The 20,967-nt window shown below is 35.1% G+C and carries 19 protein-coding genes and 1 pseudogene; 4 read left to right on the top strand and 16 right to left on the bottom strand.

What is annotated here, in order from left to right; translation table 11 throughout:
• Positions 1-31 precede the first annotated feature (31 nt).
• Positions 32-991 (bottom strand): rhodanese-related sulfurtransferase, encoded by a 960-nt coding sequence (locus U860_RS0124860; protein WP_025150640.1) that lies wholly within the window; start codon positions 989-991, stop codon positions 32-34.
• A gap of 488 nt (positions 992-1,479) precedes the next feature.
• Between U860_RS0124860 and U860_RS0124855 the strand changes: the two genes are divergently transcribed.
• Positions 1,480-2,775: an Nramp family divalent metal transporter gene (locus U860_RS0124855; protein ID WP_025150639.1), complete on the top strand. Its 1,296-nt coding sequence runs from the start codon at positions 1,480-1,482 to the stop codon at positions 2,773-2,775.
• Between the two features lie 117 nt (positions 2,776-2,892).
• Here the strand turns inward: U860_RS0124855 and U860_RS0124850 are convergent, their stop codons facing one another.
• The 4 genes from U860_RS0124850 to U860_RS0124835 form a co-directional block, all read right to left on the bottom strand.
• Positions 2,893-3,726 carry an alpha/beta hydrolase gene (locus tag U860_RS0124850; RefSeq protein WP_025150638.1) on the bottom strand — a complete coding sequence of 278 codons (834 nt, stop codon included), beginning with the start codon at positions 3,724-3,726 and terminating at the stop codon, positions 2,893-2,895.
• Between the two features lie 12 nt (positions 3,727-3,738).
• On the bottom strand, positions 3,739-4,599 hold the full coding sequence (locus U860_RS0124845) for a M23 family metallopeptidase (RefSeq protein WP_025150637.1): 861 nt from the start codon (positions 4,597-4,599) through the stop codon (positions 3,739-3,741).
• Positions 4,600-4,681: 82 nt separating this feature from the next.
• Positions 4,682-5,773, bottom strand: coding sequence for a HAMP domain-containing sensor histidine kinase (locus tag U860_RS0124840; protein WP_033795479.1), 1,092 nt, complete (start codon positions 5,771-5,773; stop codon positions 4,682-4,684).
• A complete protein-coding gene (locus U860_RS0124835; RefSeq protein WP_025150635.1) occupies positions 5,739-6,437 on the bottom strand; it encodes a response regulator transcription factor in 699 nt (232 codons plus the stop codon). The genes U860_RS0124840 and U860_RS0124835 overlap by 35 nt, the downstream gene beginning before the upstream one ends.
• A gap of 143 nt (positions 6,438-6,580) precedes the next feature.
• Here U860_RS0124835 and U860_RS0124830 point away from each other — a divergent pair, with 143 nt between their 5' ends.
• Entirely contained in the window at positions 6,581-7,111 is a 531-nt protein-coding gene (locus tag U860_RS0124830; protein ID WP_025150634.1) for a GNAT family N-acetyltransferase, read from the top strand.
• An 88-nt stretch (positions 7,112-7,199) separates the two neighbouring features.
• On the opposite strand, the gene U860_RS0124825 is transcribed toward U860_RS0124830, so the two are convergent.
• The 6 genes from U860_RS0124825 to U860_RS0124800 all read right to left on the bottom strand — a co-directional run bounded on the left by U860_RS0124825 (position 7,200) and on the right by U860_RS0124800 (position 12,964).
• The gene (locus U860_RS0124825; protein WP_025150633.1) at positions 7,200-8,828 is read right to left on the bottom strand and encodes a peptide ABC transporter substrate-binding protein; all 1,629 of its coding nucleotides are present in this window, start codon (positions 8,826-8,828) and stop codon (positions 7,200-7,202) included.
• A gap of 164 nt (positions 8,829-8,992) precedes the next feature.
• A complete protein-coding gene (locus U860_RS0124820) occupies positions 8,993-10,318 on the bottom strand; it encodes a bifunctional S-methyl-5'-thioadenosine deaminase/S-adenosylhomocysteine deaminase (RefSeq protein ID WP_025150632.1) in 1,326 nt (441 codons plus the stop codon).
• Positions 10,319-10,371: 53 nt separating this feature from the next.
• Positions 10,372-10,731 carry a hypothetical protein gene (locus tag U860_RS0124815; RefSeq protein WP_025150631.1) on the bottom strand — a complete coding sequence of 120 codons (360 nt, stop codon included), beginning with the start codon at positions 10,729-10,731 and terminating at the stop codon, positions 10,372-10,374.
• Between the two features lie 27 nt (positions 10,732-10,758).
• The gene (locus tag U860_RS0124810) at positions 10,759-11,202 is read right to left on the bottom strand and encodes a GNAT family N-acetyltransferase (protein WP_025150630.1); all 444 of its coding nucleotides are present in this window, start codon (positions 11,200-11,202) and stop codon (positions 10,759-10,761) included.
• A gap of 176 nt (positions 11,203-11,378) precedes the next feature.
• Positions 11,379-11,984 (bottom strand): pentapeptide repeat-containing protein, encoded by a 606-nt coding sequence (locus U860_RS0124805; RefSeq protein WP_025150629.1) that lies wholly within the window; start codon positions 11,982-11,984, stop codon positions 11,379-11,381.
• A gap of 56 nt (positions 11,985-12,040) precedes the next feature.
• Entirely contained in the window at positions 12,041-12,964 is a 924-nt protein-coding gene (locus U860_RS0124800; protein WP_025150628.1) for an alpha/beta hydrolase, read from the bottom strand.
• Positions 12,965-13,172: 208 nt separating this feature from the next.
• Between U860_RS0124800 and U860_RS0124795 the strand changes: the two genes are divergently transcribed.
• Positions 13,173-13,934 carry a class III extradiol ring-cleavage dioxygenase gene (locus U860_RS0124795; RefSeq protein WP_025150627.1) on the top strand — a complete coding sequence of 254 codons (762 nt, stop codon included), beginning with the start codon at positions 13,173-13,175 and terminating at the stop codon, positions 13,932-13,934.
• 55 nt (positions 13,935-13,989) lie between these two features.
• Here U860_RS0124795 and U860_RS0124790 read toward each other — a convergent pair whose 3' ends face one another.
• From U860_RS0124790 to U860_RS0124775, 3 genes and pseudogenes are all read right to left on the bottom strand, one after another.
• A complete protein-coding gene (locus U860_RS0124790; protein WP_025150626.1) occupies positions 13,990-15,204 on the bottom strand; it encodes a multidrug efflux MFS transporter in 1,215 nt (404 codons plus the stop codon).
• A 310-nt stretch (positions 15,205-15,514) separates the two neighbouring features.
• Positions 15,515-15,748: pseudogene (locus U860_RS0124780) on the bottom strand (GNAT family N-acetyltransferase); the annotation flags it as partial.
• 23 nt (positions 15,749-15,771) lie between these two features.
• Complete coding sequence (locus U860_RS0124775; protein ID WP_025150624.1) at positions 15,772-16,482, bottom strand: DUF554 domain-containing protein; 711 nt, start codon at positions 16,480-16,482, stop codon at positions 15,772-15,774.
• 298 nt (positions 16,483-16,780) lie between these two features.
• Between U860_RS0124775 and U860_RS0124770 the strand changes: the two genes are divergently transcribed.
• A complete protein-coding gene (locus U860_RS0124770; RefSeq protein ID WP_025150623.1) occupies positions 16,781-17,884 on the top strand; it encodes a CapA family protein in 1,104 nt (367 codons plus the stop codon).
• Between the two features lie 35 nt (positions 17,885-17,919).
• On the opposite strand, the gene ilvA is transcribed toward U860_RS0124770, so the two are convergent.
• Positions 17,920-19,182 (bottom strand): threonine ammonia-lyase IlvA, encoded by a 1,263-nt coding sequence (gene ilvA, locus U860_RS0124765; RefSeq protein WP_025150622.1) that lies wholly within the window; start codon positions 19,180-19,182, stop codon positions 17,920-17,922.
• 33 nt (positions 19,183-19,215) lie between these two features.
• Positions 19,216-20,889, bottom strand: coding sequence for a dihydroxy-acid dehydratase (gene ilvD / locus U860_RS0124760; RefSeq protein WP_025150621.1), 1,674 nt, complete (start codon positions 20,887-20,889; stop codon positions 19,216-19,218).
• Between the last annotated feature and the right edge of the window lie 78 nt (positions 20,890-20,967).

Raw genomic sequence — 20,967 nt, 5'->3', positions numbered from 1 at the left:
ATAGCCTCTTTTTTTATTACACTAATTCTGCTTACTTCCCTGCTTCGATTTTTTCTAATGCAGCAGCTACTTGCTCTTCTGTTAATTCGTGTTGTGCTACATAACGATTACGTGGGTGCACACGACATTCATGAGAACATGCACGTAAATGTTTTGCTTCATTTTCTTCAGAGCATAAAATTTTCTTGTTACATTCTGGATTTGCACAGTTTACATAGCGCTCACACGGTTCACCCGTAAAGTGATCTTTACCTACAATAACGTGCTCTTTTCGGTTTACTGGTACAGAGATACGCTCATCAAATACGTAACATTGACCATCCCAAAGTTCACCTTGTACTTCTGGATCTTTTCCGTAAGTTACAATTCCGCCGTGAAGCTGACCTACGTCTTCATAACCTTCTCGAACTAACCAACCAGAAAACTTCTCACAACGAATTCCGCCTGTACAGTACGTTAAAATCTTTTTACCTTCAAGTGTTTCTTTATTTTCTCTAATCCAATCTGGTAATTCACGGAATGATTCAATATCAGGTTTAATTGCACCTTTGAAGTGTCCTAAATCAAACTCATAATCATTTCGTGCATCAATGATAACTGTATCATCTTGTTTCATTGCCTCATAGAAATCTTTTGGCTCTAAATATTTCCCAGTTATTTCTTTCGGATTAATGTCATCTTCTAGACGAAGTGTAACTAACTCCGGTCGAGGACGTACGTGCATTTTCTTGAATGCATGCTCATCTTCTTCATCTACTTTAAACACGATTCCATCAAAGCGTGGGTCGTTCTTCATTGCTTCCATGTATTTCTCTGTTTGTTCAACAGTTCCCGAACAAGTTCCGTTAATTCCTTCTGTTGCTACAAGAATTCTTCCTTTTAATTCAAGTGAATTACAAAATTCTAAATGCTCAGCAGCGAATTCTTCTGGATTTTCAATTGTTGTGTACATGTAATACAGTAATACTCTATATGGTTTTGTAGTTGCCAATGTATTTCTACCACCTATCTAAATTTTAAAATCATGTATAAGTTAACGTTCATATCAAAACATATATAATAAGAAAAAGTTTACATATTCAGCACATTTTCTTCTATTTACAATTTTTTCTATAAGTTAACAGAAATAAAAACAAGATTACAGAACAAAACACTACGGTTATGTTGTAATCCCAATATATTATATATCATACAATTTCATTTCCATCAATTAATATGCTGTAATATAGGCTTTATGTTCACATAAATTTCAAAAACAGCCCTTTAATTTATTATCTTCCCCTTTATTCAGCAACCATAAACTTCCAAAATATTTTTACATCTTTACACCATTCATTGCATGCAGTCATATAATTTGCATTAAGGAAACTTTTATGTTCAAATGAAATTGCCACATAATATATTTAAATGTATTGAAATAATGAGTAAGAATAAATACAATAATTTCATCAAGTTAAGATTTCAAAGGGGAAAACTACTATGAATAAAGATATAACAAAAGATGAACAAGTCCCTTCTCAAAGTACAACAGTTCAATCAGCCCATTTAGTGTTAAGCGGACAAACAAAAGGCTTTAAAAGACTGTTACCATTCTTAGGGCCTGCTTTCATCGCATCAGTTGCTTATATTGATCCCGGGAACTTCGCTACAAATATCGCGGCTGGGTCACAATATGGGTATTTATTACTTTGGGTAATACTCGCTTCTAATTTAATGGCTGTATTAATTCAAACTTTATCAGCCAAATTAGGAATCGCTACTGGGAGAAACCTTCCTGAAGTAGCTCGCGAAAACTTCCCCAAACCGGTTTCCATTGGTTTATGGATTCAGGGGGAACTCGTTATTATGGCTACAGATTTAGCTGAATTTATCGGGGCAGCACTCGGCTTATACTTACTATTTGGAATTCCGATGTTGCCAGCTGCCTTAATTACAGCGGTTGGGTCATTTATTATTCTTGAATTTCAACGCAGAGGCTTTCGTCCATTAGAAGCTATTATTACAGGAATGATATTTATCGTTGTTATCGCTTTTGGTGTCCAAGTCTTTTACGCAAAACCGGAATTAGGCCCTCTTCTTTCAGGACTATTTACTCCAAAATTCCAAGGTGTGGATAGCATCTTATTAGCAGCCGGAATTTTAGGCGCAACCGTAATGCCACACGCAATATATTTACACTCGGCCTTAACGCAGCGCCGCGTAATCGGAACAAATGATGAACAAAAGAAAAAGATTTTCCGCTTCGAATTCATTGATATTATTATTGCAATGGTTATCGCAGGAGCTATTAATGCAAGTATGCTAATTGTTGCTGCTGCACTATTCTTTAAAAACGGTCTACATGTTGAGGATTTAGATGTTGCATTTAATCAATTTAGTCATTTAGTCGGCCCTGCATCCGCTGCTTTATTTGGAATCGGACTCTTATCAGCCGGATTATCTAGCTCTTCGGTCGGCACAATGTCCGGTGATATTATTATGCAAGGATTCATTCGAATGCATATTCCGTTATATTTACGCCGATTTATAACAATGATTCCGCCTCTCGCTATTATCGCTTTAGGCGTAAACCCAACTTACGCTCTCGTAATGAGCCAAGTTGTATTATCATTCGGTATTGCTTTTGCATTAGTACCACTTATTATGTTTACAAGTAATAAGAAGATTATGGGCGCACTCGTTAACCATCGCATTACAACATTCATTGCATGGATAATCGCTGCACTCGTTATTGTTTTAAATATTTTCTTGCTGTATCAAACATTTGCAGGATAACGAAAGAAGAAGGCTGTCCCAAAGATTGTTTTAGAGACAGCCTTCTCTTATTAATTTTAAATTTTATTGTTAAATTAATATTTTTTTCGACTCATTATTGTATCTTCTATTTACATGCTACACTGTTCTTTCAACAAACTTTTTAAACTCTTTCTCTTCCTCAATAAACGGAAAATGACTACTGTATTCAAATGTCGACAATATTGCATTTAGCATAAGTTCCGCCACTTCAATTGCACATTCATGTGGACACTGTGCATCATAAATTCCAGCGTAAATATGAGCCTCTATATATACACTCCCTAATTGTGGACGTAAATCAAATGTAGGTAACTCCTTGTAAGAAAAGTAATCAAGACGTTTTGATACTGTTTTACCGCTATTTGGTCTAGTTATCATTTCGTCATATGCTGATTCATTATACAAAGACATCATTGTCCACTCTTTACTTACCGCACGCCTCTCATCAATTGTAGAAGCTGTGTCCCTGAGCACTGCAAATATTTCTTTTAAACGAGCATTTTGATTGTTCTCTCTACAATAAATACTATTTTTGTGATTCATATACTCAGCTGATGCACATAACCCACCAGCTATAATTTTCACAAGATTCTCTGGACACATTACCGCATACTGTAAAGCAAGCATCCCGCCTGTTGAATGACCTGCATACGTCCATTCTTTAATATTTAACGCTTCACGTATTGCCTCTAAATCACGTACAGAATCTACTATTCCTAGATTAAATTCAGTTGTGTCGTGTGTAGAATTTCCACACCCCCTTAAATTTATAAGGTACACTGTGTAAAGATTCGTAAATGCAGAGGCAAATAAGTTGCCATTGCTATTAAACTCACTGTATAAATGTGTTACACAAAGTGGTTTTCCTTCTCCCTTTTTAAAATACTCAAATTTCCCTCTATCAGTTTCAACGTAATGCTTCTCCCACATCAGCGCTTCCCCCTAATTCCATTTTATATATTCGCCTCTTTCCGGCATCACTGCACCTTTTTCAGTTCGAAAATAAAGTGGCAATCCTTCCGTAAAAAACATACTCGTCTTGGATGGATCCTGTCTTTGATGATGGATATGTAAATGTGGTTCACTTGAACTTCCCGAGTTACCAACTTGAGCAATGACTTCCCCTTCGCTTACATGTTGTCCTTCACGCACTTTGATGGAATCTCTCTTTAAATGTGCAATAAACAAATATGTCCCTGTTTCATCTAACTGTAAATAAATATGATTACCAGCCATTGATTCAAAATCATCTGTCCCTGGAACTAAATCTCTTTCATCATTTTGAGTTGATACGACTGTTCCTGAAGCTGGCGCTACTACTTCTGCCCCATATATTCCGTAATCTTCTAACTTAATACTCTTCACTTCAGCAGGCGGAATAAGAATATCATATGCCCATCGTTCATTTGGTTTTATCACATGATAATTCGTATCAAGCCGATCACCACCCCATCCTATTAGCGCTCGTTGATGCAATGGAAAACGGACTACTACTTTTGGAGTCATGAAATCTACTTCTGCCGGATAAGCAATCCTCCCCATTCCACCAAACCACCCCGCGGGCCAAGCCCCAATAAAAGAAAAAAGAATAATAAAAATCATCACTTTATCTATACATTTTCTAAAGGCCATTTCCCATACAACAATGATCAATGAGCCCAGTAAAATAACGATAGAAAACAAGCTGAAAATTTGTATGCTCCACCAAGCAAAAACTGATACAACACCATTAGCTAAATAAATTAAACTCCAACTTGTAATTAAAACAACAACTAAAATTATTAATATGAATTTCTTCCACATGCTGTATCCCTACTCTCATATCTTTATTCTCCATGATACGAAGTAAAATTTACGACATATGAAAGAAATACTTACGACTTTCTTACGTTTTATTATATTGTGATAAAGTAACAGTAAAAACTGTTTCTTCATCGTTACTACGCACCGCTATATCCCCTTTATGAAGGTGTGCTATGCTCTTCGCAATCGCAAGTCCCATTCCTTTTCCACCCGTATGAGAGCTACGTGATTTTTCACCACGGTAAAACTTTTCAAAAACGTAAGAAAGATTCTCCTTTGGAATGCGTTGCCCAAAATTTTTAATTTCTATTTCAACATTCATTTCTCTTTTTGAAATTCGAATCAAAATTTTCTTTCCATCTTTCCCGTACATAATGCTATTACTAATTACATTTTCCAATAGTCTCACTATAAGTGCTACATCAACTTCCACATGTAGCTCCTCATCACTTTTAATATAAAAGCTCATATTAGCATCATCTAATTGTGGTACAAAATCAATCATAATTTGTTCAATTAATGCTTTCATATTTATTACATCTTTATGTAATTCTTTTTCTCTATAATTTATTTGACAGTATTCTAGCAAATCATCTACCTGACTTTTTAATTCATAGCTCTTTCGCTTTAATACACTTACATATTGTTCACATTCCTCTATATTTGAATGAAGCTTATTTCCTAATAGATCAGCATAACCTATTAAAGATGTTACAGGCGTTCGTAAGTCATGCGAAATATTACTAATCATTTCATTTTTCATTTCCTGTGATTTTTTTTCATTCTCAATAGACTCTTTTAAACTTTGGGCCATTCTATTAACATTCATCGCTAATTCACCAATCTCATCACTTTTCGAAATAGGTATATGTATTTCCAAATTACCATTGCTTATTTCCTTCACACATTGGTTAATCTCATTCAATCTTTTTATAGTTGTTTTTGACAATAATGCAAAATATATAGTGGTTAAAAGAAGAAAAACTATAAAATAAAGAAATGAATATCTTTCCTCTAACGCGACAACATCACTATATATACTTCCTAATAAAATTTGAACTAATACGATACTTACTGTAGCTAACAAAATACTACATATGAATGCGAAAAAGAATTTAGCTCTAATTCCTTGTAATAATTTAATCTCCAATTTTATATCCGACTCCCCAAACATTTTGTATAAACTTCGGCTCTTTTGGATTTCCCTCAATCTTATTTCTTAACCTAGCAATATGAACCATTACCGTATTATTACTTTCATGAGCCCTTTCATTCCAAACACTTTCATATATTTCTTCAATTGTGAAAACACGATTTCTTGCAGCTGCCATTAAATGCAATATATCATATTCAGTTTTCGTAAGATTAATTGCCTGTCCATATAGCATCACTGCTCTAGACACTTCATCTATTTCTAAACCTCTAATATTTATTTTTTTTTCAATTACTTGAACTGTATTTTGATTAAAATATGTATATCTTCTTAATTGAGCTTTCACCCTTGCAATAAATTCAATTGTACTAAATGGCTTTACGATATAATCATCTGCTCCTGTACTTAATCCGATTACTTTATCTACATCTGATGATTTTGCACTTAAAAACATAATCGGAATACTATGCGTCTCCCTTATCCTTCTACACAATTCAATCCCATCCATTTGAGGCATCATAACATCAAGGATAGCAAGTTGAATATTATTATTATTCAATATCTCTAATGCCTCTTCTCCGTTGTCAGCACTAAAAACAGTAAAACCTTCTTGCTTTAAATTTACGTTTATGAATCGAATAATATCTCGATCATCGTCTACGATTAAAATTGAGTTTTTCTCCATATATAAACCTCTTTTTGAAATATATTCCACAATTAATTTTAACATAAATTAAAATCGCCACTACACCTTGAATAATCTTTATTTTCAGATTAAATTATATAATAACAAATACATTCTATTTTCATATGAAAAGGAGCGAAGACATGTTTCCTCTATTAAAAACCGATCGACTCATTTTGCGAGAACTTACTGAAGAAGATGCGCCAGGTATATTACAATGTTTTTCTAATACCGATGTACTGCGCTATTATGGTCAAAAACCATTAGAGAATGTAGATCAAGTAAAACAAATCATTAATAATTTTAAGTTGAGTTACAATGCAAGAAACGGCATAAAATGGGGAATCGAATTAAAGGACAAGAAAGGACTCATTGGAACAATTGGTTTTCACGATTGGTCTTCTGAACATAAACGAGCAAATATAAGTTACGCCTTTTTCCCCGAACACTGGGGAAATGGATATGCCACTGAAGCGGTTTCTGAAGTTATATCTTATGGTTTCCGTACTCTTCATTTAAAACGGATTGGGGCAATTGTATTTCTTGAAAATGAAGCTTCAAGTAAAGTACTAATAAAACTAGGATTCGAAAAAGAAGGAGTTCTAAAAAATTATATGTATCAAGATAATATTCCATATGACACTAACGTCTACGCTATAACAGAAACTGTTTAGCAAAAAATAAATACGATTTCAATTAAACCTATAACAAAAGGCTGAGTACTTTTTAATACGCACTCAGCCTTTTTCATTTATTTCTCATTTATTTCTCATCTATATAAGCATTCTTATAAGTATAAACACCACCAAATTGATGCTTATCAATTCCTTTTACATAATCCTTTTGTACATAAGCTGAACCAATATGATAAAGCGGTGCTATCGCAGCGTCTTCTAATACGATACGTTCAGCTTCTCGTAACGCTTCCCATCTTTTTGTCTGATCTAGTACAAAATCATTTTCAGCTTTTTTTATTAGCTCATCGTAATGAGGATTGGAGTAACTCATTTTATTATTTGGATTGCTTGTCGTAAATGGCTCTAAATAACTAATAGGGTCTTTATAATCTGGTCCCCAAATTACCATAGATATATCGTACTCACCTGTTTGTTCTAATTGCAACTTTTGTTTAAATGGCTGTTGTTTAATTTGTATCGTTAATCCTTGCAAGTTCTTTTCTAAATCACCTTTTATATATTCCGCCATACGTTTTGCGTTATCTTGTTCAAACGTTAAGAACTCCATTGTTATCTGTTCTACCCCAAGTTCTTTTTTCGCTTCTTCCCAAATACTTTTTGCTCTTGGTAAATCATATGGAGAAATATCTCCATTTTCTTTTCTGAAATCTTTACCTGTCTCTTCATTTTTGTGACCTTCTGGTACGAGCCCATTCGCAGACTTCGCCCCATTATTAATAAAATGAGCGACAAAATCTTCTTTATTTAACGCTAAGGAAATAGATTGACGAACTTTTTTATTTGCTAACGCTTTATTTTTTTCATTAAATCGAAGCATTGCAATTCCAGGATCGCTCGACATATGCAATTCTTTTTTCCCTTTATACTTGTCTACAAATTGTGAATTAATAGCTACGCGATCAAGATTACTAGCTTCATATAAATTTACAGCTGTCATTGTATCTTTTACAATTTGAAAGTTTATTTCATCTAATTTCACTTTCTTTTTATCCCAATATGTATCATTTTTCTTTAATTGAAATTCTTGTTCATGCTTCCATTTCTCTAACACGAATGGACCATTATATATGAGATTACTAGGCTCAAGTCCATAATTTTGCCCTTGTTCTTTCAAAAATAATTCATGCTGCGGTAAGTATATAGGTAGCGCTAGTAACTGTAAAAAATACGGAGTCGGCTGTTCTAATTCAACTTCTAGCGTATAATCATCTACTACTTTTACCCCAAGTTCATTAGGAGGAATTGCTCCCTTATTTATATCTTTCGCATTTTTTATATAAAACAGCATGTACGCATATTGAGACGCTGTTTCATGGCTTACCGCTCGTCTCCACGCAAACATAAAATCATTTGCTGTTACTGGGTCTCCATTTGACCACTTTGCATCTTTACGCAAATCAAATATATATTTTTTACCATCTTCACTTCTTTCAAACGATTTTGCTACAGCGGGAATAGGATTATCTTGATCATCTAGTACATATAACCCTTCAAATATGTTTTGCATAACGTGTGCTGATGTACCATCCATCGTTTTCGCAGTATCAAGAGAAGGAATTTCTTCTGATACTGTTAGATTTAACACTTGTTTTTGAGCCTCTGTATCACTTTTATTAGCTTTATTAGTACAAGCTGTTAAAAATAAAGATGTAACAAGTGCCATTACCATTAAACGGCTCTTTTTTCGCTTCATAAATTGCTCTCCTTAAAAATAAAATATTATAAAACGTTATATATTATAGCAGAAATATCAATAGAAAGATGCGACATTACATTGAATATTTATTCGTTCAACAAAAAAAGCTACCCTATTCTATTTCCTAGAAAGGATAGCTTTCTTAACGTACATTTAAATACCTATCTTTGTAAACCTCGTTTATAACGACTCGCTTCAAATATTATACGCTCTTCATCTAATGTTTTACATTCACCGTTCCAAACGACACGCTTTCCGTTAATTATTACATCACTTATATCTTTTCCACTTGCTGCATATACAAGATGTGATAACACTTCATCTGCTGGTTGTAAATGCGGCTTATTAGATGGATCAATTGTAATAAAATCGGCACACTTTCCAAGCTCAAGTGATCCTGTTTGTTTCATCCCAATTACTTCAGCTGCTCCTTTCGTCGCAAGAGAAAGAGCTGTTTCAACTGGTAATGCCGTTGCATCTTGATGAATACCTTTTTGTAATAAAGTCGCAATACGCATTTCTTCAAACATGTCTAAATTATTGTTAGACGCAACACTATCTGTAGCAATTCCTACTTTAATCCCAGCTTCTAGCATCGCTTTTACATTCGCTATACCAGAGCCTAGTTTTAAATTACTATTCGGATTATGAGCTACCCGAACATCATGTTCTGCCAAGAAAGCACGCTCATTTTCATTTAAAACAACACCGTGTGCAATGACTGTTGGTCGCTTAAATAACCCGCAGCTTGCCGCATATTCTACTGGACGTTTCCCGTATTTTGCTTCAATATCATGTACTTCACGCTCCGTTTCAGAAAGATGAATATGAACCATAGTTTGATTTTCTACTGCAATACGTGCACACTCTTCTAACATTTCTGTAGAGCATGTATATGGACTATGCGGTGCAACCATCGTAGTTAACATACCACTTTCCTTATAATAGCGCTTCACATATTTCTCAGCTTCTTCAATCGCTTTCTTTTCATCTTCTTTCGTTCCGAAGCTGAACAAAGTTCTTGAAACAGCAGCTCGCATTCCGCTTTTTGATACCGTTTCCATAATTGCATCTTGGTCTACTCCAATTGGGTTAAACATATCAGAGAATGTTGTCGTACCACTTTTCACCATTTCAAGTAACCCTAATTCCGTACTAGCAACGGCAAGTTCCGGAGTAAATTGACCCTCTAAAGGCCAAATTCTCGTCTCTAGCCATGGCTGTAATAACATATCATCTCCGATACCTCTTAAAAGACTCATAACAACATGTGTATGTGTATTTACAAGCCCTGGTAAAATCCACTTTCCTTTCATGTCTATTACTTCATCCACTTCATAATAAGAAGGGATTTCTCCACTATTCACTTCTATAATTCGATCATCTTCTACAATGATATATCCGTTTTCTAACACTTCATTTTGTTCATTTAACGTTACAATCGCAGCGCTTACATAAGCTGTTTTCAAAAGTATTTCCCCTTTCAACTCTATGTAGTTCCCTTTAATTAGTTACCACCATTATAGTAACTTATTAGAGATTAAGAGTCAAAAGATAATTTTAATTCTTTCACCATCTTTTCCTTCAAAATGTCGTATTGTTTTTCATTTGTGTCTGCAATTGCTTCTTCTCGGTTTGATTTAACGTCCATATAGTTTAATTTTTTATGAAATTGGGTCCAAGTAAAATCATACCTTTTCCCATCTACTGTATTGTAAAAATGCCACACTTCTCCTATCTTTGTCTTTTTTATCTCGCCCCCACACAATTCCTGAACAATAAGAGCCGTTACACCACATTGTCCCTTTGCTGGATTTTCGCTCGTCCACTTAGAACCCGTTTCTATTGACCAAGATTTTCTTAATGCTTCATATATTTGTTTAATCTTTATGCTATCCATTTTCAGCATCCCCTGACATCGGTAGTTTTACACATCGTATTGTAAAAGAGGTAAAAGACGATTTTTATACACTGTTGATGGTGTCTCACCGATTAACTTTGCCCCCATTTTCAAATAAAACCCTTTCGCATTTGGGTCACTATCAATCGTAAAGCTGTTTAGCCTTAGTTCATTTGCTTTTTCTATAACAAAATTCCAAAGTATTTTTCCGTATCCTTTTCCTTTATAACAAGGGTGGATGTATAGGAAATCGAGAGCATTTTCATTACATAAAAATGAGAAAAATCCAATCTTTGTATTATCATTTTCTAAAACATATACAAAATTTTTTTTTATGTAATCCTCTGAAATCGTTAAATCTTCCTTACAAGCTAAAATAAATTCTTCACTATAATCCCAAGTAGCTTTTGAATGTAGTGCGAGTTTACTTAATTCATTTGCTTCACTTAATAAAGCTTCTCTTATCTTCATGATTCTTTTTCCTCACCTTCGATATGTAAACTACTAAAATGATTCGGAAAGTAATTCAAAAAACCTTTTATTTTCATAGATTAGAAATCAACTTGCTAATCTATGTATCTACACTATTAACATCGACTCTTGCTAATAAAATAGCCTCATATATAGAAAATATTTTTTAAAATTATTTAATTTACCTTCGCTCCATAACATCTCGCAACTGCAATTGCCTGCGCTATATCTAATTTCACGTTTTTTAAATCAAAAGCTTTAAAATCAATTCTATCAACTACAGCTCCTCTTAAATCTGCACCGCTAAGTTTTACTTTGCCTAATTGTGCGCCCGTTAAATCCGCTTCACGCAAATCTGCTTTTTCTAAATTACATTCATATAAGTCAGCTTCAATTAAACGAATACCCTTTAGAATTTGTTTACTTAAGTTCGCAAACCTTAAATTTGTATATGACCAATCGCCTGATATAATTGTTATTCCGTCTAATTTTGCCTCTTCGAAATCAGAACCAGTCATTTTACATTCTTCAAACTTAGATACAAATAAATTCGCACCAAAAAACCTACAATTAGCAAACGTAGTTCCTTGATGGATAGAAGCATTAAAAAGAGTACCGGTAAAATCACATTCTATAAAATTACAATTTTGAGTAAAAACTTCTGATGCATCTATCCCTCTAAAACGGCATTTTATGAAGGTGCAATTTTTCAATTCCTCTTCTTTTATCCAAACATCTTGAAAATCTATTTCTACATATTCTTTATTTACAAATTCACTCATAATCAATCCTCCAATTTCTCAAAAAACCTCACTTCAGCATGAAGTGAGGTTTCTTCTTATACAATATGCTCTTCTAACCATGAAATCAAATCTTGAAATACATCTTCTCTATTCACTTCATGGAACATTTCATGTCTACCATTTTCATATAAACGAAGTGTTACATCTTTCACACCGCATTTTTTATAGTTTTCATATACTTCTTTTACACCTTTCCCCATATCCCCAACAGGATCACGATCTCCAGAGAAAATATGTATTGGAAGATTTTTCGGAGTCTTCTCATATTCTTCTAATCTATTTACTTCAAGTACACCATGAAATAATTCTCGATAAAAGCTCGTCGTACAAATGAATCCACAGAATGGATCAGCAATATATTTATCAACTTGACTTATATCTGAAGATAACCAATCAAATTTCGTACGATTCGGCTTAAAGTGTGAGTTGAAATTTCCGAAAGATAAGAAGTTTAGCATCGGACTTTTCGTTTTTGCTCCGCGTAGTTTCATCTCAATTGTCGCTACTTTATGACCAATGACGCCTAAAAACCCTGGATTCCCCCCAGTTCCTGAAATAAGAAATCCATCATATAGTTCGCCTTTAAGTTGGACAGCTCGTCTTGATAAAAAAGAACCCATACTATGTCCAAGTAAAAACAGTGGACATTTCTGTTCTTTTTTTATCGTTTCCGATACAAAAATCACATCAGACACAGCCTGATTCCAGCCTATATCTGGCTCAAAATGACCATAGTCCTCTTCTCTTATCACTGTTTTCCCATGTCCTTTATGATCATGAGCATAAACACCGTATCCTGCTTCTAATAAAGCATCAATAAATTCTGTATACACACCTGCATGTTCTGTCATACCATGCGCAATTTGAACAATCCCCCGCAGATTGTCTTCTGGTAACCACTTGCGTAAATAAATTTCCGATTCATCCAATGCCGTAACGAAATTTTCCTGTATGTTCATTTCGACACCTCCCAAATCTATTATGTATATTTTCTTTTAATATGAATATGTATTCATTATTCTTATTATGTATTATATGCAATTGCTTTCATTATGACAAATGATCTATTTTTCCGATTGCATTCTAAACTATTACCTTGACGAATTTACAATAAAATTATATAGTTACTTACATAAAGTAACTATATAATTTTAGGAGGTTTCTATTATGATGCCATCACTATTTTTAGCACATGGTTCACCGATGCTTGCTATTCAAGATACAGACTATACACGATTTTTAAAATCACTTGGAGAAACATATAAACCGAAAGCAATTGTTATTTTCACCGCTCACTGGGAAAGTGAAGTATTAACGATTTCCTCTTCCGATGACGAATATGAAACAATTTATGATTTCGGCGGATTCCCTCCCGAATTATATGAAATAAAATATCGAGCTAAAGGTTCTTCTCACATTGCAAATATGCTGGAAGCAAAATTTAAAGATAAAGGAATTCCAGTCCATCATAATACGACGAGAGGTTTAGATCACGGCTCATGGACGCTCTTGCATCGTATGTATCCAGAAGCAAATATTCCTGTCGTACAAATATCAGTAAATCCTTTCCTTCCTGCAAAAGAGCAATTTGAAATTGGAGAGGCACTAAAAGGACTTGGACAAGAAGATATTTTAGTAATTGGCAGCGGTGTTACCGTTCATAATTTACGAGCACTCAAATGGAATGAAACAACACCTGAAAAATGGGCAACTGAATTTGATGATTGGATTATAAATCATATGCAGACTAATGATAAAGATACATTGTTTAATTGGGAAAAGAATGCTCCTCATGCACAATTAGCTGTGCCAAGAGCAGAACATTTCGTTCCTTTATTTATCGCAATGGGAAGCGGTGAAAATAAAGGAATCGTCATTCACCGTAGCTACGAGCTCGGTACGTTAAGTTATCTTTGTCTTCAATTTTAATGAAAAAGAATGAAGCGTATGTTGCTTCATCCTTTTCCTTTTTTCATTCACCTTGTTAACTAACTTCCAAATGTTGCTTCTCTGATAATTCCGCGTTCTTACTATGAAAATATACCCAAATACACGCAATAAATAAAAGTGATGATGTAGAGAAGAAAACATATTGGAAGCCTGCATGAGCTGCAATTTGTCCACCAAGTACTGGCCCAATCATATTTCCTAAAAACTGAAACGACTGATTATATCCAAATATTCGTCCCGTTACATGGGTTGGTGTATGTTGTTTTAGTAGAGTTTGTACGGAAGGTAATAATCCTGCTTGTGCAATACCTAATAAAAAACGAAGTATTAATAGTTGCCAAGCTGAGGTTACAAATGCTTGCGGGATAAAAATAATTCCTGCAGCAAACAACGCTACAACTAAAGTTTTTTGAGGACCAATATGATCTGATAATCTTCCTAGCTTAGGAGCTGCCAAAATAACTGCTAATCCTGTCGCAGACATGACTGCACCTGCAATCATTTCAATATGATTTGTTCCTGGTCCTGCCAAATGCTTTACATACAACGTAATAATAGGTTGAATTGACATATTTGCAAGCTGAATAATAAACGTTGCCACAAATAAACTTATTATTAAATGTTTTGCTGGGACCATCGTCCATACTTTTTTCGGTTGTGCCTTTTTTGCTTTAGCAGAGTGATTCTCTTCATGTAAGAAGAAAAAGACGATGAGAAAGGAAAGGAATAAGAAAGCTCCTGTTACTAGAAAGACATGGCGCATTCCGATTAACTCAGATAAATAACCTCCGAGTATTGGCCCAAGTAATGAACCACTCACGCCTCCAGTTGAAATTGTAGAAATTGCCCAACCTGAATGTTCTTGCGGAGTTTCTGCTGCAATAAATGTCATCGCTGTAGAAAGGAAACCTGATACCGCTCCCATTAAAAACCGAAGTGCGACTAATTGATACACATCTGTCACAAACCCCATAAGCGTCATAATTATCGCCATACCAAGACTCGCACGAATAAGCATCAATTTCCGTCCATGTATATCACCAAGCTTTCCCCATATCGGTGATACGATCGCACCCATTAAAAATGTTATACCAAATGCAAGTCCCGACCACTGTGCAATACTAGAAGTGCCAGTCACTCCTAATTCCTCAATATAAAAAGATAAAAAAGGAATTACTAAACTCATACCGGCTGCAGTGGTAAAACAACCTAGCCAACAAATCATTAAATTTCGCTTCCAGCTGGCCATTTTCACACCTTCTTTCATTCGATACCCATTCTACACCGTTTCCTGGAAAAAGTTTAGTAATTTGCTTTATACATTATAAAACCCTATAACTCGTGCTATTTTTGTATAGAAAACAAATTTTTGTAACAGAATCAATCTTTTTTTCAAAAATACTCCCTGTGTTCCTATACTATTTTCTCCATATAAAACCACCTTCCTTTGCATTGTAGCAAAGGAAGGTGGTTAATTATCCCCTACAGGTATTAAACGTGCATTGCAGCATCGCTCATAAAACGCAATCGGACCTGCTTGTCCTATAATTGCATACTCATATCCACTTTTCTTCATATACATAATATCGTTGTAGTAATGATATTTCTGCTAAAAAATCCATACCCATCTTGTGAAATAAATACATATATAACTCGCCACAAACTCCTGTACCTTCCTTACAAGCACCTATGAATAAATGAACAGGATGAATAATACCTTTAGTACACCCAGCCTCTCCTGCTGCAATCTCCCATATTTTGTGTACACGTTTTGTGAATTGGGTTTCCTCCATATATATCACTTTCCTTAACAATTTTATATCAAACCGTATCCATATATAATAGAAACAATTACTCCAACTACTAATATACCTGGAAGTAAATTTGCCACTTTAATTTTAATGAATCCAAGTAAGTTTAATCCAATTGCAAAAATCATAATCCCACCAGTTGCTGTCATTTCAACTATAAATTGATTCATTAACTTCTCTGGTACAAAACTATTAATTTGCGTTGCGAAGATTGCAATTGCTCCCTCATATAAGATAACTGGAATCGCTGAAAATACTACACCAATTCCAAGAGTTGTCGTCAATATAATAGAAATGAACCCATCGATAATCGCCTTCGTAAATAAAACATCGTGGTTCCCGCGAATACCACTATCCAATGCACCAAGTATCCCCATCGCGCCAATTGCAAATATAAGAGTAGCTGTTACAAAACCTTCTGATATACTTCCTTTACCTTTCGATCCAACTTTATTTTCTAGCCAATCTCCTAAACATTTTAACCTTTCTTCTAATTGTAGCCATTCCCCCATTACCGCTCCAATCACTAAGCTTAAAATCACAACGAGAAAATTTTCACTCTTCAATGCCATTTGGAGTCCCAGTACCGTGACCGCTAAACCAATTGCGTGCATAATCGTTCCTTTCATACTTTCTGGAATATTACTAAATAATTTACCAAGTAAAGTACCAACTATAATACAAACCCCATTTACAACTGCTCCTAATATAACCATTTTACATTCTCCACCCTCTGAATTCTTTATTACTACATTCTGGATTACACATTGATTTAAAGGTTATCTATATGTTAACTTAATATTATGAATATTAACAAATGATTTTCACTATTAAAAACTCGCTTTTTCACATCTATGAATCTAGTTATAACTTATTTTTACTACATCCATTATGAGCATCATCGTGGAAGTTCACGATTACGGTACAAAGTGAGACTTTAGTCAGTGGGAGGATTTTCATCTCCTACTACTTACTAATTAAATAAAGCGGGATAACACAAAAGGGACGGTAGCTATGAAAACTTTATTAAAACGACTTATTTTAATAGCCTTTTTCATTACACCAATTGTTTTATTAATCAATTACACTTACATTTCAAAAGCAAAAAATAAACCAGATATACAAAACGCATCAAGCAAGGCAAATTCAACGACCGAAAAGAAAACCGAAGACCCTGAAATTACACTCACCTTCTCTGGTGATACGATGTTTGATTGGCAATTACGTCCCATAATTGAAAAGAACGGGGCTGATTATCCGTTTCAACACGTAAAAGAGGAAATAACGAAAGCTGATATCTCCTTTATTAATTTAGAGTCTGCATTTACAACAAAAGAAAAAAGAGTGCCTGGTCAACAATTTTGGATAAAAAGCGATCCATCTACACTACAAGCAATTAAAAATACTGGATACGATATTGTCAATATTGGCAATAACCATACGCTTGATTATGGACAAGATGGACTACTAGACACCATTTCTCACGTCGAAAAATTAAAAATACCTTACACTGGAGCCGGAAAAAATGCTGAAGATGCCTATACAGCTCGTGAACTAACTGTAAAAGGGAAAAAGTTTAAATTTCTTTCGTTCGTACGCTTTATGCCTAACTTTAATTGGGTAGCTGGTGACAATAAACCAGGCGTTACAAACGGATATGATCTAGATCTTGTCACAAAAACGATTCAAGAGCAAAAGAAAGATGCAGACTATGTAATCGTCTATATGCACTGGGGCGTTGAAAAATCAAATCGCCCGGTAGAGTATCAAAAACAATATGTTCCTAAAATGGTAGAAGCAGGTGCTGACGCTATCGTTGGAAGTCACCCGCATTGGCTACAAGGATTCGAATATCACAATAAGGTTCCTGTAGCTTACTCATTAGGAAACTTTTTATTCCCGAGCTACGTAAACGGAAAAAGTGCCGAAACAGGCGTTTTGACCTTAACGTTTAAAGGGAAAGATGTTCAAATGTCGTTCAATCCTTACATAATACGAAACAATCAAATCTCTCCTGTGAATGAAGAAGAGAAGAAAAAAGCACTTCAATATTTACAAACTGTTTCTACTGATGTAGAAATTGATGAAAGTGGTAAGATAATTAATAAACGAAAATAGAAAGAGAGCTATTATTAGCTCTCTTTCTATTTCTATTAAATAAGTAAATCAAACAACACAGGATTTTTATTAAGCTCCATAAATTGAATGTTATTTTCTTGAAAACGAGTAATTAAAGCCTCATAGTCTTCTCTATGTTTCAATTCTACTCCCACTAATGCAGGCCCGTTCTCTTTATTATGTTTCTTAATATACTCAAAGCGGGTAATATCATCTTCCGGTCCTAATCCTTTATCAAGAAATTCTCGCAGTGCCCCTGAACGTTGTGGAAATTCAATAACGAAGTAATGCTTTAGCCCTTCATAAATGAGCGAACGTTCTTTCATTTCTTGCATTCTATCAATATCATTATTCCCACCGCTCAACGTACACACAACCGTTTTATCTTTTATTTCATCTCTGTATAGATCAAGCGCCGCTATAGATAGCGCACCAGCTGGCTCCGCTACAATCGCATTTTTCTTATACAATTCTAATATTGTCGTACAAACTTTTCCCTCTGGCACTAAAACAATGTCGTCAATTACATCTTTACAAGTTTCAAATGTTAACTTTCCTACCTTTTTAACAGCTGCGCCATCAACAAAACTATCAATCCTATCTAATGCGACATTTTCATTTTGTAAAAAGGCTTCTTTCATAGATGCAGCCCCCATTGGTTCTACACCGATTACTTTTGTAGTTGGGCTTACACCTTTTACGTATGTACCGATTCCTGATGCTAATCCACCACCACCAATTGCTGTAAATATATAATCAACTGGTTTCTCCATATCGTGCATAATTTCAACAGCGACTGTTCCTTGACCAGCAACGACATACGGATCATCAAACGGATGAACAAATGTCATCCTATTCTGCTCACAATAGCGCTGCGCCTCTTGGAAAGAACTATCAAACGTATCTCCAACTAATACAATTTCTGCGAAATCGCCGCCGAAAAATTCAACTTGTGATACTTTTTGTTTAGGCGTCGTTGTCGGCATGAATATTTTCGACGGAATCTTCAATAAATTACACGTATAAGCAACACCTTGTGCATGATTACCAGCACTTGCACAAACAACACCATTTTGTAATTGTTCTTTCGATAAACTTTGGATTAAATTGTACGCACCACGAATTTTGAAAGAACGGATAACTTGTAAATCTTCTCGCTTCACATATACGTCACATTCGTATTTCTCAGATAAAACTGTATCACGTTGTAGCGGTGTTTTAATAACGATATCTTTCATGCAATTATGAGCCATTAAGATATCTTCAATTTTCACTCTCTCCTTTACATTTTGCACCATTTTATATCATCCTTATCTCTTTTTTATATTGGCTCAATCAAAATTCGGGATTTTCAGAACTGCACCTGTATTCGCTGATGTTACCATATGTGCATAGCGTCCAAGCCAGCCAGTTTTCACTTTTGGTTCTGGTCGCTTCCATTCTTTTTTACGCTTCTCTAATTCTTCATCACTAACTCTTACTTCTAACAATCGTTCCTCAACATCAATACAAACTATATCCCCTTGTTCCAGAAGTGCAATCGTTCCTCCCGCAGCTGCTTCTGGTGAAATATGCCCTACCGAAATACCACGTGAAGCACCAGAGAAACGACCATCAGTTAAAAGTGCAACATCTGCCCCCAATCCCATACCAGCAATTGCTGACGTTGGTGCTAACATTTCCGGCATACCAGGTCCGCCTCTTGGTCCTTCGTAACGAATAACAACTACATCTCCTTTCTTGACTTTCCCAAGCATAATTCCGGCAAGCGCCTCATCTTGTGAATTAAAAATAACGCAAGGTCCTTCAAATCGTTTTACTTCTGTTGCCCCACTTTTAATAACCGCTCCGTCTTTCGCAAGGTTTCCTTTTAATATACGTAATCCCCCTTCTTCACTATGAGGATTTTCGAGAGAATGGATAACTTCCTTATCTTTAATCTCTGCATGAGCAATATTTTCTCGCAACGTTTGCCCAGTAGCAGTTATACGATCAAGGTGGAGTACCCCTTCTTTTCGGCTCATCTCTTTCAAAATTGCACTAATCCCTCCCGCGCGATCAATATCTTCCATATGCCAATTAGAAGCCGGACTTACTTTACATAAATGCGGTACACGTCTTGAAACTGCATCAATGCGGTTCATATCGTAATCTAAACCCGCTTCTTGTGCGAGAGCTAGCGTGTGTAATACTGTATTCGTTGATCCACCCATCGCCATATCAAGCGCAAACGCATCATCAATTGCTTCTTCTGTTACAATGTCGCGTGGTTTAATATCTCTTTCAATTAAAATTTTTAATTTTTCTGCTGCTTGTTTAATTAACTCTTCACGCCTTGGGTCAATTGCTAAAATACTACCGTTACCAGGCAATGCTAAGCCTAGTACTTCACATAAGCAATTCATAGAGTTCGCTGTAAACATACCGGAACAAGAGCCGCAAGATGGACAGCCATGATCTTCGATATCCTTTAATTCTTCTTCTGAAATTTTTCCAGATTGGTAGGCTCCTACCCCTTCAAACACAGAACTCAAATCGACAACTTCCCCTTTAGAAGTCTTCCCAGCTGCCATCGGTCCACCTGAAACAAATACAGTTGGAATGTTTACACGAAGTGCAGCCATCATCATTCCCGGCGTAATTTTGTCGCAGTTTGGAATACAAATCATCCCATCAAACCAATGCGCATTTACAACTGTTTCTACTGAATCTGCAATGATTTCACGGCTCGGAAGTGAATAACGCATACCGATATGCCCCATCGCAATACCATCATCTACTCCAATTGTATTGAATTCGAATGGAACCATGCCTGCTGCACGCACTGCTTCTTTTACGAGTTTCCCAAACTCATTTAAGTGCTTATGACCTGGAATAATTTCAATAAAAGAATTACAAATTGCTACGAATGGTTTATCAAAATCTTCATCTTTTAAACCAGTTGCTTTTAATAAACTACGATGCGGAGCTTTATCAAAACCTTTTTTAATCATGTCACTTCTCATTTTGTCCAATCCCTTCTTATACATTTCTTCTCTTACTGAATCTATTTTTTTAAATAAAAACTCTCGCCTCAGCAATCA

This window comes from Bacillus sp. H1a (assembly GCF_000633475.1).
In the GTDB taxonomy this organism is placed as follows: domain Bacteria; phylum Bacillota; class Bacilli; order Bacillales; family Bacillaceae_G; genus Bacillus_A; species Bacillus_A paramycoides.
Note: the sequence above shows the minus strand (reverse complement) of the source record. Positions and strands in the feature narration are given on the sequence as shown.

Excerpts from the sequence above, each read along its gene's own strand:
- ilvD (WP_025150621.1), bottom strand. The coding sequence starts at position 20,889 with ATGAGAAGTGACATGATTAAAAAAGGTTTTGATAAAGCTCCGCATCGT.
- U860_RS0124815 (WP_025150631.1), bottom strand. The coding sequence starts at position 10,731 with ATGGATAGCATAAAGATTAAACAAATATATGAAGCATTAAGAAAATCT.
- U860_RS0124825 (WP_025150633.1), bottom strand. The coding sequence starts at position 8,828 with ATGAAGCGAAAAAAGAGCCGTTTAATGGTAATGGCACTTGTTACATCT.
- U860_RS0124835 (WP_025150635.1), bottom strand. The coding sequence starts at position 6,437 with ATGGAGAAAAACTCAATTTTAATCGTAGACGATGATCGAGATATTATT.
- U860_RS0124790 (WP_025150626.1), bottom strand. The coding sequence starts at position 15,204 with ATGGCCAGCTGGAAGCGAAATTTAATGATTTGTTGGCTAGGTTGTTTT.
- U860_RS0124775 (WP_025150624.1), bottom strand. The coding sequence starts at position 16,482 with ATGGTTATATTAGGAGCAGTTGTAAATGGGGTTTGTATTATAGTTGGT.
- U860_RS0124770 (WP_025150623.1), top strand. The coding sequence starts at position 16,781 with ATGAAAACTTTATTAAAACGACTTATTTTAATAGCCTTTTTCATTACA.
- U860_RS0124850 (WP_025150638.1), bottom strand. The coding sequence starts at position 3,726 with ATGTGGGAGAAGCATTACGTTGAAACTGATAGAGGGAAATTTGAGTAT.
- U860_RS0124795 (WP_025150627.1), top strand. The coding sequence starts at position 13,173 with ATGATGCCATCACTATTTTTAGCACATGGTTCACCGATGCTTGCTATT.
- U860_RS0124800 (WP_025150628.1), bottom strand. The coding sequence starts at position 12,964 with ATGAACATACAGGAAAATTTCGTTACGGCATTGGATGAATCGGAAATT.
- ilvA (WP_025150622.1), bottom strand. The coding sequence starts at position 19,182 with ATGGTGCAAAATGTAAAGGAGAGAGTGAAAATTGAAGATATCTTAATG.
- U860_RS0124805 (WP_025150629.1), bottom strand. The coding sequence starts at position 11,984 with ATGAGTGAATTTGTAAATAAAGAATATGTAGAAATAGATTTTCAAGAT.
- U860_RS0124845 (WP_025150637.1), bottom strand. The coding sequence starts at position 4,599 with ATGTGGAAGAAATTCATATTAATAATTTTAGTTGTTGTTTTAATTACA.
- U860_RS0124830 (WP_025150634.1), top strand. The coding sequence starts at position 6,581 with ATGTTTCCTCTATTAAAAACCGATCGACTCATTTTGCGAGAACTTACT.
- U860_RS0124810 (WP_025150630.1), bottom strand. The coding sequence starts at position 11,202 with ATGAAGATAAGAGAAGCTTTATTAAGTGAAGCAAATGAATTAAGTAAA.
- U860_RS0124840 (WP_033795479.1), bottom strand. The coding sequence starts at position 5,773 with ATGTTTGGGGAGTCGGATATAAAATTGGAGATTAAATTATTACAAGGA.
- U860_RS0124855 (WP_025150639.1), top strand. The coding sequence starts at position 1,480 with ATGAATAAAGATATAACAAAAGATGAACAAGTCCCTTCTCAAAGTACA.